This is a genomic window from Anoxybacillus sp. TBDG-1 (assembly GCF_054815885.1).
The window spans coordinates 1-16,896 of the sequence record NZ_JBTZSY010000048.1; the positions used below are offsets into that span (position 1 = coordinate 1).

The 16,896-nt window shown below is 43.3% G+C and carries 17 protein-coding genes and 1 riboswitch; of the genes, 14 read left to right on the plus strand and 3 right to left on the minus strand.

The annotated features are described in order from the left end of the window. Nucleotides 1-183: 183 nt before the first annotated feature. Nucleotides 184-573, minus strand: coding sequence for an Hsp20/alpha crystallin family protein (locus tag ACYQY7_RS11930; RefSeq protein ID WP_461202326.1), 390 nt, complete (start codon nucleotides 571-573; stop codon nucleotides 184-186). A gap of 152 nt (nucleotides 574-725) precedes the next feature. Continuing rightward, nucleotides 726-827, plus strand: a riboswitch (purine riboswitch). A gap of 105 nt (nucleotides 828-932) precedes the next feature. Between ACYQY7_RS11930 and purE the strand changes: the two genes are divergently transcribed. The 12 genes from purE to purD all read left to right on the plus strand — a co-directional run bounded on the left by purE (nucleotide 933) and on the right by purD (nucleotide 13,576). After that, nucleotides 933-1,421, plus strand: coding sequence for a 5-(carboxyamino)imidazole ribonucleotide mutase (purE, locus tag ACYQY7_RS11935; protein WP_032100948.1), 489 nt, complete (start codon nucleotides 933-935; stop codon nucleotides 1,419-1,421). Continuing rightward, nucleotides 1,405-2,553 (plus strand): 5-(carboxyamino)imidazole ribonucleotide synthase, encoded by a 1,149-nt coding sequence (gene purK / locus ACYQY7_RS11940; protein WP_461202328.1) that lies wholly within the window; start codon nucleotides 1,405-1,407, stop codon nucleotides 2,551-2,553. Before purE ends, purK begins: the two co-directional genes overlap by 17 nt. Continuing rightward, on the plus strand, nucleotides 2,550-3,842 hold the full coding sequence (gene purB / locus ACYQY7_RS11945) for an adenylosuccinate lyase (RefSeq protein WP_461202330.1): 1,293 nt from the start codon (nucleotides 2,550-2,552) through the stop codon (nucleotides 3,840-3,842). The genes purK and purB overlap by 4 nt, the downstream gene beginning before the upstream one ends. 69 nt (nucleotides 3,843-3,911) lie before the next feature. Beyond that, nucleotides 3,912-4,634, plus strand: coding sequence for a phosphoribosylaminoimidazolesuccinocarboxamide synthase (gene purC / locus ACYQY7_RS11950; protein ID WP_461202332.1), 723 nt, complete (start codon nucleotides 3,912-3,914; stop codon nucleotides 4,632-4,634). Next, on the plus strand, nucleotides 4,622-4,876 hold the full coding sequence (gene purS / locus ACYQY7_RS11955) for a phosphoribosylformylglycinamidine synthase subunit PurS (protein ID WP_461202334.1): 255 nt from the start codon (nucleotides 4,622-4,624) through the stop codon (nucleotides 4,874-4,876). The genes purC and purS overlap by 13 nt, the downstream gene beginning before the upstream one ends. After that, nucleotides 4,873-5,559 carry a phosphoribosylformylglycinamidine synthase subunit PurQ gene (purQ, locus tag ACYQY7_RS11960; RefSeq protein WP_461202336.1) on the plus strand — a complete coding sequence of 229 codons (687 nt, stop codon included), beginning with the start codon at nucleotides 4,873-4,875 and terminating at the stop codon, nucleotides 5,557-5,559. Before purS ends, purQ begins: the two co-directional genes overlap by 4 nt. Beyond that, entirely contained in the window at nucleotides 5,543-7,765 is a 2,223-nt protein-coding gene (purL, locus tag ACYQY7_RS11965; protein ID WP_461202338.1) for a phosphoribosylformylglycinamidine synthase subunit PurL, read from the plus strand. Before purQ ends, purL begins: the two co-directional genes overlap by 17 nt. Next, entirely contained in the window at nucleotides 7,741-9,168 is a 1,428-nt protein-coding gene (purF, locus tag ACYQY7_RS11970) for an amidophosphoribosyltransferase (protein WP_461202340.1), read from the plus strand. The genes purL and purF overlap by 25 nt, the downstream gene beginning before the upstream one ends. Continuing rightward, nucleotides 9,131-10,168 carry a phosphoribosylformylglycinamidine cyclo-ligase gene (purM, locus tag ACYQY7_RS11975; protein ID WP_461202342.1) on the plus strand — a complete coding sequence of 346 codons (1,038 nt, stop codon included), beginning with the start codon at nucleotides 9,131-9,133 and terminating at the stop codon, nucleotides 10,166-10,168. Before purF ends, purM begins: the two co-directional genes overlap by 38 nt. Then, a complete protein-coding gene (gene purN / locus ACYQY7_RS11980; protein WP_461202343.1) occupies nucleotides 10,165-10,767 on the plus strand; it encodes a phosphoribosylglycinamide formyltransferase in 603 nt (200 codons plus the stop codon). Before purM ends, purN begins: the two co-directional genes overlap by 4 nt. After that, nucleotides 10,745-12,280 (plus strand): bifunctional phosphoribosylaminoimidazolecarboxamide formyltransferase/IMP cyclohydrolase, encoded by a 1,536-nt coding sequence (gene purH, locus ACYQY7_RS11985; RefSeq protein ID WP_461202345.1) that lies wholly within the window; start codon nucleotides 10,745-10,747, stop codon nucleotides 12,278-12,280. Before purN ends, purH begins: the two co-directional genes overlap by 23 nt. Before the next feature lie 15 nt (nucleotides 12,281-12,295). Further along, a complete protein-coding gene (purD, locus tag ACYQY7_RS11990; RefSeq protein ID WP_461202347.1) occupies nucleotides 12,296-13,576 on the plus strand; it encodes a phosphoribosylamine--glycine ligase in 1,281 nt (426 codons plus the stop codon). Here purD and ACYQY7_RS11995 read toward each other — a convergent pair. Together ACYQY7_RS11995 and ACYQY7_RS12000 are read right to left on the minus strand one after the other, a co-directional pair. Continuing rightward, a complete protein-coding gene (locus ACYQY7_RS11995; protein ID WP_461202349.1) occupies nucleotides 13,539-13,643 on the minus strand; it encodes an EYxxD motif small membrane protein in 105 nt (34 codons plus the stop codon). The genes purD and ACYQY7_RS11995 overlap by 38 nt on opposite strands. Before the next feature lie 49 nt (nucleotides 13,644-13,692). Then, entirely contained in the window at nucleotides 13,693-13,956 is a 264-nt protein-coding gene (locus ACYQY7_RS12000) for a YgaP family membrane protein (protein ID WP_461202351.1), read from the minus strand. 85 nt (nucleotides 13,957-14,041) lie between these two features. On the opposite strand from ACYQY7_RS12000, the gene ACYQY7_RS12005 reads away from it, so the two are divergent. Both ACYQY7_RS12005 and ACYQY7_RS12010 read left to right on the plus strand, forming a co-directional pair. Beyond that, nucleotides 14,042-15,784, plus strand: a complete 1,743-nt coding sequence (locus ACYQY7_RS12005; RefSeq protein ID WP_461202353.1) for an adenine deaminase C-terminal domain-containing protein — start codon at nucleotides 14,042-14,044, stop codon at nucleotides 15,782-15,784. Nucleotides 15,785-15,819: 35 nt separating this feature from the next. Further along, nucleotides 15,820-16,842 carry a DUF3048 domain-containing protein gene (locus tag ACYQY7_RS12010; protein ID WP_461202354.1) on the plus strand — a complete coding sequence of 341 codons (1,023 nt, stop codon included), beginning with the start codon at nucleotides 15,820-15,822 and terminating at the stop codon, nucleotides 16,840-16,842. The last annotated feature ends 54 nt before the right edge of the window (nucleotides 16,843-16,896 follow it).

Sequence of the window (16,896 nt, forward strand, 5' to 3'; positions counted from 1 at the left end):
CAGCGCCGATGGTAGTTGGCGGGACACCGCCTGCGAGAGTAGGACGTTGCCGGGCGGACATAGCAAGTTAGAGAGCATATCGATTTTGTTCTCTAACTTTTTTTGTCCATGTATTTGCGTTTAACGCTTTTACAATCCTCTCCCCCATAGTGAAGAGCTAACCAATATCGGTTAGCTCGTTTTTTATTTAATTTCTACTTTTCTCTTTATATGATTCGGAATAAGGCGATGTAACTGAATAAAAAGCAGCCCATTCTCGTATACAGCTTCCACTTTCTCACCTACAGGAAAAGGAAGTTGTATCACTCGCTCAAATGAACCTTGTGTCATCCCTTCCTCAATTAATTCAAATCCTTCGAAGTGTAATTGAATATTTGCTTTTATTTCCAATGTATTATAGTGAATATATACTTCTGCATCATGTACATGTTCTAAGCCTGGGATGGCTGCGACGATGAGCAGCTCATTTTCACGACGGTATATGTTGACGCCTGGAGAATGGGAAGAAAAAGCGTTTGATGATCCCCAAAATGGGTTAGAAAAAAACGCTTCCCATTGTTTCGTCCAGTCCATTGTTTTCCCCTCTTTCCTTTTTCTTTTCACTATACGATGGAAAAGGTAAAATGGTGATTTTTAAGCAAAAACCGAACATTAAATATTTCATTTTTAAAAATGTTCGATTTTGTGTTGACATCAATTAAAAATGGTTGGTAAGATGAAAGTAAATGAATACATCATTAAACCCTCATATAATTTTGGGAATATGGCCCGAAAGTCTCTACCCAATAACCGTAAATTATTGGACTATGAGGGAAAGGATCTTATTGGCTTTTTCACCCCATGGGCGAAATATGTCCAGAACGATGCTTTCCCTTATGATCGAGGGGCGTTGTTCTGGATTTTTTTCTGATTATAAAAAGAGGTGAGTACGGATGCAGCCACTTGTCGCTGTCATTATGGGAAGTCAATCAGACTGGGAAACGATGCGTCATGCATGTGATATATTAGAAGAATTGCATATTCCATTTGAAAAAAAAGTTGTTTCAGCTCATCGTACACCGGACTTTATGTTTACATATGCCGAAACAGCTGAAGAGCGCGGCATTAAAGTTATTATCGCTGGAGCTGGTGGGGCTGCTCATTTGCCTGGAATGGTAGCAGCTAAAACAACATTGCCGGTTATCGGTGTTCCAATTATGTCTAAGACGTTGAACGGCTTAGATTCGTTGTTATCCATTGTTCAAATGCCGGGCGGAGTGCCAGTGGCGACCGTAGCGATCGGAAAAGCAGGTGCAATCAATGCCGCGCTGCTTGCTGCTTCGATTCTTGGAACGTATGAACCAACGTATATGGAAGCGTTACGTGCACGGCGTGAGGCGATTCGAAAACAAGTGATGGAAAGTAGTGATCAGCTTGACTAAAACGATTGTTCCAGGGCAAACGATTGGCATTATTGGTGGCGGGCAGTTAGGAAGAATGATGGCGATCGCTGCAAAAGAGATGGGATTTTTTGTAGCGGTACTCGACCCGACTCCTCAATCTCCGTGCGCGCAAGTGGCCGATATTGAAATTGTTGCTTCATATAGCGATGAGGAAGCGTTACGTCAGTTAGCCGAAGTAAGTGATGTTGTAACGTATGAGTTTGAAAATATTGATGCGGAGGCGTTGAATCAATTAGCAAAGAAGGGGTATGTGCCTCAAGGAAGCGAGCTGCTTGCTATTACGCAACATCGTTGGAAAGAAAAACGGGCTATTCAATCTGCAGGTTTACCTGTTGCGCCTTATCGTCTTGTGCTCAAAGAAGAAGAATTAGAACGAGCGATTCGGGAGATTGGTATCCCATCTGTGTTGAAAACGTGCCGTGGGGGATATGATGGAAAAGGGCAAGTCGTCATTCGGTGTTTGGATGATATACATGTGGCTCGCTCGCTTTTAGCTTATGGTGAGTGTGTATTGGAAGCATGGGTATCGTTTGTCAAAGAGTTATCCATTATCGTTGTGCGTAGTGTCTCTGGTGAAATGGCACTGTTTCCTGTCGTAGAAAACATTCATCGCGACAACATTTTGCATGAGACAATTGCTCCAGCTCAAGTCAGTCCACTAATCATTGAACAGGCAGAAACATATGCGAAACAGTTAGCCGAAGCGTTCCAACTCGTTGGCACGTTAGCCATTGAAATGTTTTTGACAGAGGACGGACAATTGTATATTAATGAGCTTGCCCCTAGACCGCACAACTCAGGTCATTATACAATAAATGGTTGTATCACATCACAATTTCAACAACATATTCGTGCTGTGTGCAATTGGCCGCTTGGCAGTACGAAATTATTAAAACCTACAATGATGGTCAATATTTTAGGAGAACATGTTGACGACGTTATTCGAAACATCGATCAATTTCGTGATGCTCATGTTCATTTTTATGGCAAAAAAGAAGCAAAGCCGAAGCGGAAAATGGGACATATCACGTGGTTAGCTGAAGATGTCGATGCGATGCAACGAAAAATAGACGAGTTAGCGATTTGGACAGATCGGAGGATGAACGTATGATTGAACGTTATACAAGACCGGAAATGGGTGCAATTTGGACGGAAGAAAACCGTTTTCGTGCTTGGCTGGAAGTTGAAATTTTAGCTTGTGAGGCTTGGGCTGAGTTAGGTGTGATCCCGAAAGAAGATGTTGTGAAAATTCGTCAAAACGCTTCGTTCGATATTGCACGCATTAAAGAAATTGAAGAAGAGACGCGCCATGATGTCGTTGCCTTTACTCGTGCGGTGTCAGAAACGTTAGGGGAAGAACGGAAATGGGTACATTACGGACTTACGTCTACCGATGTTGTTGATACAGCATTATCATACTTATTAAAACAAGCGAATGAAATTTTATTGCGCGACTTAGAAAACTTTATGGCGGTATTAAAAGAGAAAGCGATCGAACATAAATATACGGTCATGATGGGGCGAACGCACGGTGTACATGCCGAGCCGACGACATTTGGACTAAAATTGGCGCTTTGGTATGCCGAAATGGAGCGCAATTTAGAACGATTTAAGCAAGCAGTAGAAACGGTGCGCGTTGGTAAAATTTCAGGGGCTGTTGGTACGTACGCAAATATTGATCCGTTTGTCGAACAGTACGTATGCGAAAAACTTGGCTTGCAGCCTGCGCCTATTTCAACGCAAACGTTACAGCGTGATCGCCATGCGCACTATATGGCGACGCTCGCTTTAATTGCGACATCAATTGAAAAATTTGCGGTTGAAATTCGAGGGCTGCAAAAAAGTGAAACACGTGAAGTGGAAGAGTTTTTCGCTAAAGGACAAAAAGGTTCATCAGCCATGCCACATAAGCGCAACCCAATCGGTTCAGAAAATATGACAGGAATGGCGCGCGTCATTCGCGGCTATATGTTAACAGCATACGAAAATGTCCCACTTTGGCATGAGCGCGACATTTCGCATTCATCTGCCGAGCGCATTATTTTGCCGGATGCAACGATCGCCTTAAACTATATGCTCAACCGCTTTACGAACATCGTGAAAAACTTGACGGTATTCCCTGAAAACATGAAGAAAAATATGGATCGTACTCTTGGACTTATTTATTCGCAACGCGTATTATTGGCGCTTATTGATACAGGAATGACGCGCGAGGAAGCATATGATCTTGTACAGCCGAAAGCGATGGAAGCGTGGGAAAAACAAGTGCCGTTCCGCTCGTTAATTGAAGCAGACGGAGTAATTACAAGTCGTTTAACAAAGGAACAAATCGCAGATTGCTTTGATTACAACTATCATTTAAAACATGTTGATACGATTTTTAGCCGACTTGGTTTGTAGTAGGTAAGGCAGATTGCCTTACCTATATATAAAAAGTTGCTAATATTCTGGATAAATGGGGGAGAGAACATGGAAAAGCAACACCTTCTATATGAAGGAAAAGCAAAAAAAGTGTATGCAACAAATGAAAAAGGGGTATTATGGATCGAATATAAAGATGAAGCTACGGCATTTAACGGTGAGAAAAAAGCAACGATTGCTGGAAAAGGGCGGTTAAATAACGAAATTACGAGTTTACTATTTTTCTTGTTGCATGAAGCGGGTGTGAACAATCACTTTATTCGTAAAATATCGGATACGGAACAGCTTGTACGTCAAGTGACGATTATTCCCCTCGAAGTTGTTGTCCGCAATATTGTCGCCGGTAGTCTAGCGAAACGAATCGGTCTTCAGGAAGGAGCCGTCATCGAGAAGCCGATTGTAGAATTTTACTACAAAAATGACGACTTAGGCGATCCTCTATTAACAGAAGATCATATCGCTCTGTTGCAGCTTGCTTCCCCCGATGAGCTTGTGCACATGAAGCAAATGGCGTTCCGCGTGAACGACATTTTAACTTCTTTATTTCGTTCGTGTGACTTACAGCTTGTCGATTTTAAATTAGAGTTTGGAAAAGATGAAACGGGAGCGGTGTTGCTAGCGGATGAAATTTCTCCAGACACGTGTAGATTATGGGATGTACACACGAAAGAAAAATTCGATAAAGATGTATTTCGCCGCGATTTAGGCGACTTAACAGAAACATATACGAAACTTTTACAACGATTAGGAGGATTATCATGTATAAAGTAAAGGTGTATGTCACATTGCGTGAAAACGTATTAGATCCACAAGGCAATGCGGTAAAAGGAGCGCTTCATACTTTAAACTATCGTGAAGTACAGGATGTGCGAATTGGAAAGTTTATGGAGTTGATCGTGGAGAAAAGCGATCGCGATATCGATGTACTCGTGAAAGAAATGTGTGAAAAATTACTCGCCAATACGGTCATTGAAGATTATCGCTATGACATTGAGGAGGTCGTCGTGCAGTGAAATTTGCGGTCGTTGTATTTCCGGGCTCTAATTGCGATGTTGACATGTATCATGCGATTGCGGACGAATTAGGGGAAGATGTAGAATACGTTTGGCATGATGCACGTTGTTTAGATGAGTTTGATGCGATTCTTTTGCCAGGTGGTTTTTCATACGGAGATTATTTGCGATCTGGAGCGATTGCGCGCTTTTCTAACGTAATGAAAGCGATCAAAAAAGCAGCAGATGAAGGAAAACCAATTTTAGGTGTATGTAACGGATTTCAAATTTTACTCGAAGCGGGTCTTCTTCCAGGGGCAATGCGACGCAACAATACGTTAACGTTTATTTGCCGTCCGGTAAAGCTTCGTGTTGGAAACAATGAAACGATGTTTACATCTCAATACGAACGTGGAGAAATCATTACGATTCCGATTGCGCACGGAGAAGGAAACTATTATTGTGATGAACAAACGTTACAACGGCTTATTGCCAACAACCAAATTGTTTTTCGATATGAGGGAGAAAATCCAAACGGTAGTTTACACAACATTGCAGGTATTGTGAATGAAAAAGGAAACGTGCTTGGTATGATGCCACACCCTGAGCGTGCTGTTCATGAACTGCTTGGTGGAGCTGACGGATTAAAATTATTTCAATCAATTGTGACATACTGGAGGGACGCACATGTCGTTACTACTTGAACCAAGTCCAGCAATGATTAAAGAACAAAAATTGTATCGTGAAATGGGATTAACAGACGAGGAATTTGCGATGGTTGAACGCATCCTTGGTCGTCTCCCGAATTATACGGAAACGGGCATTTTTTCTGTCATGTGGTCGGAACATTGTAGCTATAAAAATTCGAAACCCGTATTAAAGAAGTTTCCAACGGAAGGAAAACATGTATTGCAAGGGCCAGGGGAAGGTGCAGGTATTGTCGATATCGGGGATGGATTAGCTGTAGCGTTTAAGATCGAAAGCCATAACCATCCGTCCGCGATTGAGCCGTATCAAGGAGCTGCCACGGGTGTTGGAGGAATTATTCGCGATGTATTCTCGATGGGTGCGCGACCAATTGCATTATTAAACTCGCTTCGTTTTGGCGAATTAACGTCACCGCGTGTGAAATATTTATTTGAGCGCGTTGTCGCAGGCATTGGTGGATACGGAAATTGCGTTGGCATTCCGACAGTCGGTGGTGAAGTACAATTTGATGCTGCATATGAAGGAAATCCACTTGTGAATGCGATGTGTGTTGGGCTCATTCGGCATGAAGATATTCAAAAAGGAATTGCTGCAGGCGTTGGAAATACGGTCATGTATGTCGGTGCGAAAACGGGACGTGACGGCATTCATGGAGCGACATTTGCATCTGAAGAATTAACGGAACAATCTGAACAAAAGCGTCCAGCTGTGCAAGTCGGAGATCCATTTATGGAAAAGTTACTCCTTGAATCTTGTTTGGAAGTCATTCATTCCGATGCGCTCGTCGGCATGCAAGATATGGGGGCGGCAGGTTTAACAAGTTCGTCAGCGGAAATGGCGAGCAAAGCAGGTTCTGGGATCGAACTGAATTTAGATCTCGTGCCACAACGCGAAACGGGGATGACGCCGTATGAAATGATGTTATCTGAGTCACAAGAGCGTATGCTTCTTGTCGTCCAAAAAGGTCGTGAACAAGAAATTATAGATGTATTTGCAAAATACGGACTCGAGGCGAAAGCGATTGGACGTGTAACAGATGATCATATGTTGCGGTTGTATCATCACGGAGAAGTCGTTGCTGAAATTCCGGTTGATGCGCTTGCTAAAGATGCGCCTGTTTATCATAAACCTTCGCAAGAACCAGCGTATTATCGTGAGTTTCAAACGATACAATACACACCGACAGTTGACAATTATGAAGAAACGTTGCTCGCGTTGTTAAGTCAACCAACGATCGCAAGTAAACAATGGGTGTATGAACAATACGATTATATGGTGCGAACAAATACGGTTGTTGCTCCAGGGTCTGATGCAGCTGTTTTACGCATTCGTGGCACAAATAAAGCGCTGGCGATGACAACCGATTGTAATTCTCGTTACGTATATTTAGATCCAGAAGTCGGTGGGAAAATTGCGATCGCAGAAGCAGCACGCAACATCGTTTGTTCTGGGGCTCAGCCACTTGCTGTCACGGATTGCTTAAATTTCGGTAATCCGGAGAAACCAGAAATTTTTTGGCAGCTTGAAAAAGCAGTGGAGGGAATGAGCGAAGCGTGCCGTGTACTTGAAACGCCCGTGATTAGTGGAAATGTATCGCTTTATAATGAGACGAACGGCGAAGCCATTTATCCGACACCGATTGTCGGCATGGTCGGCATCGTTGAACATATGAGCCATGTGACGACACAATCGTTTAAACAACATGGCGACTTGATTTATGTCATTGGGGAAGCAAAGCAAGAATTTGGCGGAAGTGAGTTGCAAAAACGGCTAACAGGCCGCATTTTTGGAAAGGCTCCAACGATTGATTTACATGTGGAAGCGAAACGACAACAACAGCTTCTCGCTGCGATTCGAGCTGGAGTTGTGGCATCAGCACACGATGTATCAGAAGGGGGCTTAGCGGTTGCCCTTGCGGAATGTTTAATCGACGCGCAAGGCTTAGGCGCACGTGTGGACATTCAAGGTGATGTCGTTTCAGAACTATTTAGCGAAACGCAATCACGCTTTGTCGTTACTGTGAAAAAGGAACATCAACAAACGTTTGAACAGCTTGTTCAAGCAGTATGTATCGGAGAAGTGACAAATGACGAAACGCTTCATGTGACAAGTGGAGATGCATGCATTCTCCACGTTCCAGTAGAAACGATGCGAAATGTATGGAAAGGAGCTATTCCATGCTTGCTGAAATCAAAGGATTAAACGAAGAGTGTGGGATTTTTGGTATTTGGGGGCATGAGGAAGCAGCAACGTTAACGTATTATGGGTTGCATAGTTTACAACATCGCGGGCAAGAAGGTGCGGGCATTGTTGTTGGGGGAAACGGAACGCTCCAGTTTCATAAAGGCCTCGGTTTAGTGACGGAAGTGTTTAGTCGCGGAGAGTTAGAAAAACTAACGGGCATGGCTGCGATCGGCCACGTCCGTTACTCTACTGCAGGTGGGGGCGGATATGCGAATGTTCAGCCGCTTCTGTTTCGTTCGCAAGGTGGCAGTTTAGCGCTTGCGCATAACGGAAATTTAGTGAATGCCGATGAATTACGCTTTCGTTTAGAGCAACAAGGGAGCATTTTTCAAACGACGTCTGATACCGAAGTGCTTGCTCATTTAATTAAGCGCAGCGGCGAACCAATTTTAAAAGAACGAATTAAAGAAGCGTTGACGCATTTACGTGGCGCTTTTGCTTTTCTCATTTTGACGGAAACAGAAATGTATATCGCTCTTGATCCACATGGTTTCCGTCCTTTATCGCTTGGACGTCTAGGCGAGGCGTACGTTGTGGCGTCGGAAACGTGTGCTTTTGATGTCATTGGTGCCACATACGAGCGAGAAGTGGAGCCGGGAGAACTCATTATGATTAACAAACAAGGGATTCGTTCTGAGCGTTTTGCCCCGAGGGTGTCTCGCTCCATTTGTAGCATGGAATATATTTATTTCGCTCGTCCTGACAGCAACGTGGATGGCATTAACATTCATACAGCACGGAAAAATCTCGGGAAGCAGCTAGCATTTGAAGCACCTGTTGAAGCCGATGTTGTTACTGGTGTACCGGATTCAAGTATTTCGGTAGCGATCGGCTATGCGGAAGCGACAGGTATTCCGTACGAGTTAGGGTTAATTAAAAATCGGTATGTTGGACGGACGTTTATTCAACCGTCTCAAGCACTTCGCGAACAAGGGGTAAAAATGAAATTGTCGCCCGTTCGAGGGGTTGTAGCTGGGAAACGAGTCGTCATGGTTGATGACTCTATTGTGCGTGGAACGACGAGCAAGCGCATCGTACGTATGCTTCGCGAGGCAGGGGCGACGGAAGTGCATGTGCGCATTAGCTCACCGCCGATTACGCATCCATGTTTTTATGGGATCGATACGTCAACAAAAGATGAGCTTATTGCTTCTAGACACACGATTGAAGAAATTCGTCAGCTTATTGAAGCGGATTCCCTCGCGTTTTTGAGCAAAGAAGGACTTTTGCAGGCGATTGGAAGATCAAACGATTCCGCAAACTGTGGGCAATGTTTAGCTTGTTTTACAGGACAATATCCGACGAAAATAGGAGGGGAGCACGTTGTCACATGCGTACAAGCAAGCTGGTGTGAATATTGAAGCTGGTTATGAAGCTGTAGAGCGGATGAAAAAACATGTCGCTAAAACCGCTCGAATCGGTGCATTAGGAAGTTTAGGTGGTTTTGGAGGAATGTTTGATCTATCTTCGCTCGATTATAAGCAACCTGTCCTTGTATCAGGAACAGACGGAGTAGGGACGAAATTAATGCTTGCGTTCGCTTTCAATCGGCACGATACAATTGGAATTGACTGTGTAGCGATGTGTGTGAATGATATTGTCGTACAAGGAGCAGAGCCGCTTTTTTTCCTTGACTACATCGCCTGTGGAAAAGCGGTACCTGAAAAAATTGAGCATATTGTGAAAGGAATTTCTGATGGTTGCATCGAAGCAGGGTGTGCGCTCATTGGAGGAGAAACGGCAGAAATGCCAGGCATGTATGCTGAGGATGAATATGATGTAGCTGGGTTTGCAGTTGGTGTGGTAGAAAAAGAAAAGCTCGTGACAGGTGAGGCGATTGTCCCTGGTGATGTGCTGATCGGTTTGGCTTCGAGCGGGCTTCATAGCAACGGCTATTCGCTTGTAAGAAAAATTATAAAAGATGCTCATTTACAGTTAAATTATATATATGAACCGTTTTCCCGCTCGCTTGGTGAAGAACTATTAACACCGACGCGTATTTATGTTCGTGCAGTACAAGAAGTGTTAAAACAATTTTCTGTGAAAGGGATGGCACATATTACAGGGGGCGGTTTTATCGAAAACATTCCGCGTATGTTGCCAAAAGGATTACAAGCTGAAATAGACTACGGTTCATGGCCGATTCCACCGATTTTTAACTTTTTACAACAACATGGACAACTACAACGAACGGAAATGTTCAATATTTTTAATATGGGAATCGGTTTTGTATTAGCTGTCGATAGCGATGTTGTACCAGACGTTGTGCAGTTGCTTGAATCGTGCGGAGAGCAAGCGTATATCATCGGTCGGGTAAAAGAAGGATCGGGTGTATCGTTTGCTGGGGGAAAAATCGAATGAAGCGAATAGCTATTTTTGCATCGGGAAGTGGCACGAATTTTCAAGCGATTGTCGACGCGGTAAAAAAAGGAGATATACAAGCGGAAGTTGCGCTTCTCGTATGTGATCGGCCGCATGCCAAAGTGATTGAACGAGCGATTCGTGAACACGTGCCGGTATTTGTTTTTAACCCTAAACAGTACGAAAAAAAACAACAATTTGAACGTGAGATTTTACAACAACTGCAACGAAAAGAAATCGACTGGATCGTTCTGGCTGGTTACATGCGGCTCATCGGTCCGACGCTTTTACAGGCATATCCGAACAAAATTATAAACATTCACCCCTCTCTTTTGCCAGCGTTTCCGGGTAAAGATGCGATCGGTCAAGCGTACCGTTATGGCGTGAAAGTGACAGGGGTGACGGTGCATTATGTTGATGAAGGAATGGATACAGGACCGATTATTGCTCAACAAGCGCTATATATTGATGATGGAGAGCCGTTAGAAAGCGTCGAGCGTCGTATTCATGAGATCGAGCATGTATTGTATCCGAAAGTCATTCAGCAGCTGGTAAGTGAGAAAGGAAGGGCGGAAGATGAAAAAACGAGCGATCATTAGCGTATCAAATAAAAAAGGAATTGTTACGTTTGCTAAACAACTAGTTGAGTTAGGTGTTGAAATTATTTCAACGGGCGGAACGAAGCGCGTATTAGCGGAGCATGGCATTCCAGTTGTCAGCATTTCTGACGTGACAAACTTCCCAGAAATTTTAGATGGACGGGTGAAAACATTACATCCAAACATTCATGGCGGGCTGTTAGCTGTTCGAGATGATGAAGCGCATAAAAAACAGTTGCAAGACCATGCCATTATGCCAATCGACTTTGTTGTTGTCAATTTATATCCATTCCAAGAAACGATCGCAAAGCCAAACGTGCCGTTTATGGAAGCAATTGAAAATATCGATATTGGCGGTCCGACTATGCTGCGAGCAGCGGCGAAAAACCATGCTTATGTCACAGCTGTCGTCGATCCTACTGACTATGAGTTAGTCATCGAACAGCTAAAACAATATGGCGAAGTATTGCTTGAGACGAGACGGTCATTAGCTGCGAAAGTATTTCGCCATACAGCAGCATACGATGCAATGATTGCGCAATATTTGACAAATGTTATCGGAGAAACATATCCAGAAACGATGACAATGACGTTTGTGAAAAAACAATCGTTGCGATACGGCGAAAATCCACATCAAACGGCAGCATTTTACGAAAGACCGCTCAGCTCACCGTTTTCTATTGCGGCAGCGAAGCAGCTACACGGAAAAGAGTTGTCATACAACAACATTAATGATGCGAACGCAGCGTTGCAAATTGTTGCGGAATTTACTGAGCCAGCAGCGGTAGCAGTGAAGCATATGAATCCGTGTGGAGTCGGTGTTGGCGAAACGATTGCGGAAGCGTTTCAAAAAGCTTATGAAGCCGACCCGACGTCCATTTTTGGCGGCATCGTGGCGCTTAATCGCGAGGTTGACGAACAGACGGCTGCGAAATTACATGACATTTTTTTAGAAATTATTATCGCTCCGTCGTTCACAGAACAAGCACTTGCGATTTTAACGAAAAAGAAAAATATTCGTCTATTAACTGTTGATTTTCAAGCAGAACGGAAACAAGAACCATTTTTCGTATCGGTGCGCGGTGGATTACTTGTTCAGGACGAAGATATATACACGATTGATAATGCGAACATTCAAGTTGTGACTGAAAGACAGCCGACAGAAGAAGAATGGGCGAATTTAACGTTCGCTTGGCGTGTGGTGAAGCATGTGAAATCGAATGCGATTGTGTTAGCGAAAGATGGGATGACAATTGGTGTTGGCGCTGGTCAAATGAATCGTGTGGGAGCAGCGAAAATTGCCATTGAGCAAGCGGGCGGGAATGCCAACGGTGCAGTATTAGCCTCCGACGCCTTTTTCCCGATGAGCGACACAGTTGAAGTGGCTGCCCAAGCCGGAGTCACAGCTATTATTCAACCGGGCGGTTCGATTCGCGATGAAGATTCGATTCAAAAAGCGAATGAGTACGGCATTGCGATGGTATTTACAGGAGTACGCCATTTTAAACATTAAAGGAGGCGACGGACGATGAAAGTGCTCATTATCGGGCGCGGTGGTCGAGAACATGCGCTTGTATGGAAAGTAGCCCAAAGCTCGCTTGTCACTCGCGTATATGTCGCGCCAGGAAACGACGGAATGGCTTCGATTGCTACGCGCGTTCCGATTTCAGAAACGGATGTTGAAGCGCTAGCTCAGTGGGCGAAAAAAGAAGCGATCGATTTAACGATCGTTGGTCCGGAAGCCCCACTGTTAGCAGGTATTGTCGATCATTTTGCAAGTGAAGGATTGCGTATTTTTGGTCCGAAACAACAAGCGGCATTCATTGAAGGAAGCAAAGCGTTTGCGAAAGAAATCATGAGAAAATATAACATTCCGACAGCGAATTATGTGACATTTACAAATTATGATGACGCTGTACGTTATGTGTGCGAGCAAGGTGCACCGATCGTTATTAAAGCAGATGGACTTGCGGCTGGAAAAGGTGTCACGGTGGCAATGACAGTGGAAGAGGCGCTTGACGCGTTACATGAGATAATGATTGCAAAAAAGTTCGGTGAAGCTGGTGCACAAGTTGTTATTGAGCAATATTTACAAGGTGAAGAATTTTCACTTATGGCGTTTGTGCATAGAGAACACGTTTATCCGATGGTGATCGCCCAAGATCATAAGCGTGCGTTTGATGGCGATCAAGGACCGAACACAGGGGGGATGGGCGCCTATTCTCCTGTTCCGCAAATTAGCGAACAAACGGTTTATGAAGCGGTTGAAACAATTGTGAAACCGACAGCGAGAGCATTGAAACAAGAAGGATGTCCATTTACAGGATTTTTATACGCAGGATTAATCGCCACACAAGAAGGACCAAAAGTGATTGAATTTAATGCGCGATTTGGCGACCCTGAAGCACAAGTCATTTTACCGCGGCTACAAAACGATCTTGTTGAAGTAATCGTTTCGCTTTTAGAAGATCAACCGATTACATTACATTGGAGCGATGAAGCAACGATTGGGGTTGTTTTAGCGGCGAAAGGATATCCTGAACAATATGAAAAAGGCGCTGTTATTCGAGGGCTTGAACAAGTAACGAAAGCACAAATTTTCCACGCCGGCACAAAACTTGTAAACGATGAGTGGGTAACGGATGGAGGACGAGTGCTCCTCGTTGTTGCTAATGGAAAAACATTAGAAGAAGCACAACGTCTTGTGTATGAGCAAATTCAGCACATTTCATGCGATCAACTGTTTTATCGACGTGATATTGGTTATAAAGCTATCGCGTACGTCGCTTGCGAACGTATACAAAACTAAGGGCGACGATGCTACCGATTAAAAGAATAAGAATAAAGAACGTATCTGTTATATATTCTGCAATCATATTAGCTCTCTCCTTTTTCCCCCCTTGTACGCATACAAGGGGGTTATTGTTACGAAGGATTGACCGGTTCAATAGGAATCGCTTTCTCTTGTTCACGATCTTTTTCACAATGACATTGATATCGTTCAAATAGCGCCATAACAGGGCAAAAACGAACGATCCCTTCTGCAATTTTCATCGCAGCGAGCATAATGACCCATATATATGATTCGCGCCATGGTTTGCGTGAAAGATTGGCTGTTGCCCAAGCAAGCATTGTAAATCCGCATGTAATGCGAATCATTGCATTAATAACACCGATGTTTTGTTTCATGTTATTCCTCCTTTTTGTTTGTGAATTTCGCTTTCATCCGTTAAAATGTGTATATACGATGGTACGATTTAGGAGGAAAGCGATCATGATTGAAAAACGGTATCGATGGAAAAGCGAACAAATTCGTAAACATGTTGCAATTGTTGAGGGAAAGCAAGCGCCAACGAAAGTGCTAATGAATGCAACATATTTACATCCATACATACGTCAATGGATGCAAGGAAACGTATGGATTTGCGATGACCGAATTGTGTACGTCGGTCCGAATAAACCGAAGCAATTGCATTCATGCGAAGTCGTTGATTGCACGAATCAAGTGCTCGTTGCTGGTTACATTGAGCCTCACGCTCATCCGTTTCAATTATATAATCCCCAGACGTTAGCGGAATATGCAGCACAGTTTGGAACAACGACGCTTATTAACGATAATTTATTTCTTTTTTTACAGTTGACAAAAAAGAAAGCGTTTTCTTTTTTAGTCGCTATGGAAAAACAACCTGTCACGATGTATTGGTGGTGCCGACTTGATCCACAAACAGAAATGGACGGAGAAGAACATCTTTTTTCATATAAGAACATGAAAGGTTGGCTTGAAAATGATGCGGTTTTACAAGTTGGTGAATTAACAGGATGGCCAAAGTTGTTAGAAGGAGACGATTTCGTTCTCCATTGGATGCAAGAAGCGAAAAAGCTCGGTAAAAAAGTGGAAGGTCATTTTCCCGGAGCTTCAGATCGCACGTTAACGAAAATGAAACTGTTTGGTGCGGATGCTGACCATGAAGCGATGACTGGAAGTGATGTACATAAGCGCTTAATGCAAGGGTATACGGTATCGTTGCGTCATTCATCCATTCGACCAGATTTGCCGACATTGCTGAAAGAGATGAAACAATGTGGCATTCATCATTACGATCATTGCATGTTTACGACAGACGGTTCGACCCCTGCATTTTATGAAAACGGAATGATCGATGAGATGATTCGCATCGCCTTGCAAGAAGGATTGCCTGAAATTGAAGCATATAGCATGGCAACATGGAATGTCGCTCGTTATTACAATATCGATCATTTGCACGGAAGCATTACACCAGGGCGTATTGCACATATTAATATTCTTGAACATGCTTCTAATCCGACCCCGATTTCTGTTTTAGCGAGTGGACAATGGGTAAAACGTGATGGCGTTCCTGTTCATGCTTTCCCAACGATAAAATGGGATGTACATGGTCTTATGCCACTTGCGCTGACGTGGGATTTACAGATGGATGATTTGCAGTTTTCGATGCCATTAGGTATGCATATGGAAAACTCGGTCATCATTAAGCCATATTCGATTTCGATGGATACATCAGCTGATGAATTATCTACTGATCACGACGAAAGCTTTTTAATGCTCGTTGACCGCCATGGAAAATGGCGCATAAACACCATATTAAAAGGATTCGCGACACATGTGCAAGCACTTGTTAGTTCGTACTCAAATACAGGAGATATTATTTTGATTGGAAAAAATAAAAGAGATCTTTTGCTTGCATTTGAGCATATGAAACAAATGGGGGGTGGCATTGTCCTTTGTGAACAAGGGGAAGTCATTCATGAAATTCCTCTTCCTTTAGGCGGATTAATGTCGGCAAAACCAATGAGCGAGCTGATGCAAGAGGAAAAAAAGTTTGGGAAATTGTTGCGTGAGCGCGGTTATACGTTTGCTGATCCGATTTACACACTGCTCTTTTTATCGTCGACCCATCTACCTTATGTTCGCATGACACCGAAAGGAATTTACGATGTGATGCATAAAACAGTACTCTTTCCAACAATAATGCGTTAAAATATAAAAGGAACGGAAAATGAAAGGTTGGGTTCATGTTGCGGCGATTATTTTTTCTGCTGATGATCACGACGATGTTTTTATTGAGCATCGGATGTCAACGTACAGAGTCAAATGTAAAAGAAAACAAGTCCCCACCGACAACAGTCGAACAGGAAAATAAAAAAGAAACAAAGGAAACATCATGGACATTCCCATTAACAGGCATGCCAACAAAAGAAAAAACGATGCAACGCGCGGTGGCGGTGATGATTAATAACTATCCTGCCGCACGACCACAGTCGGGGCTACATAAAGCAGACATCGTGTATGAAGTGCTTGCAGAGGGAGATATTACACGGCTGTTAGCGATTTACCAAAGCGAACAACCTGATATTATCGGGCCCGTTCGAAGCGCAAGAGATTATTTTATTCAACTAAGCAACGGTTTTCATGCATTATACGTATGTCACGGATGGAGTCCCGAGGCACAAACGTTATTAAATTCTGGTGCTACAGATTACGTAAATGGTTTATTTTATGATGGAACGTTATTTTGGCGGGATCACACACGAAAGGCACCGCACAACTCGTACATTTCCTTTGAAAATATTAAAAAAGGTGCCGAAAAAAACGGCTATGCATTTGAAGAAGAAGTGAAGCCATTACCGTTTTTCTCAAATGATTTGACAAGTGCTGTAGAAGCAACGAATATTGATGTTATGTATTCTAAACGATCGTATGCCCATGTTCATTATACGTATGATGGAACGAAATATGTCCGGTCGAGTGGTGGCGAGCCGACAGTTGACCGAGAGACGAATACGCCGATTGCGGTAGAAAATGTGTTTGTCATTGAAACAACACACCAAATTATTGATGATTATGGTCGCAGAGATATTGACTTTACATCAGGTGGAAAAGGGTATTTATTTCAAGAAGGAACGATGCAGGAAGTGGAGTGGAAAAATATTGACGGACGCCTCCTTCCTTATAAAGATGGTGTTCCGCTCGGGTTTATGCCTGGGAAAACATGGATTCAAGTTGTTCCAGATTTAAAGCAAGTACAATATGAATAGGGGGTTAGTAACTGTTAAAATATTTTTGTGAAAATCCATAAAACTCTATATACA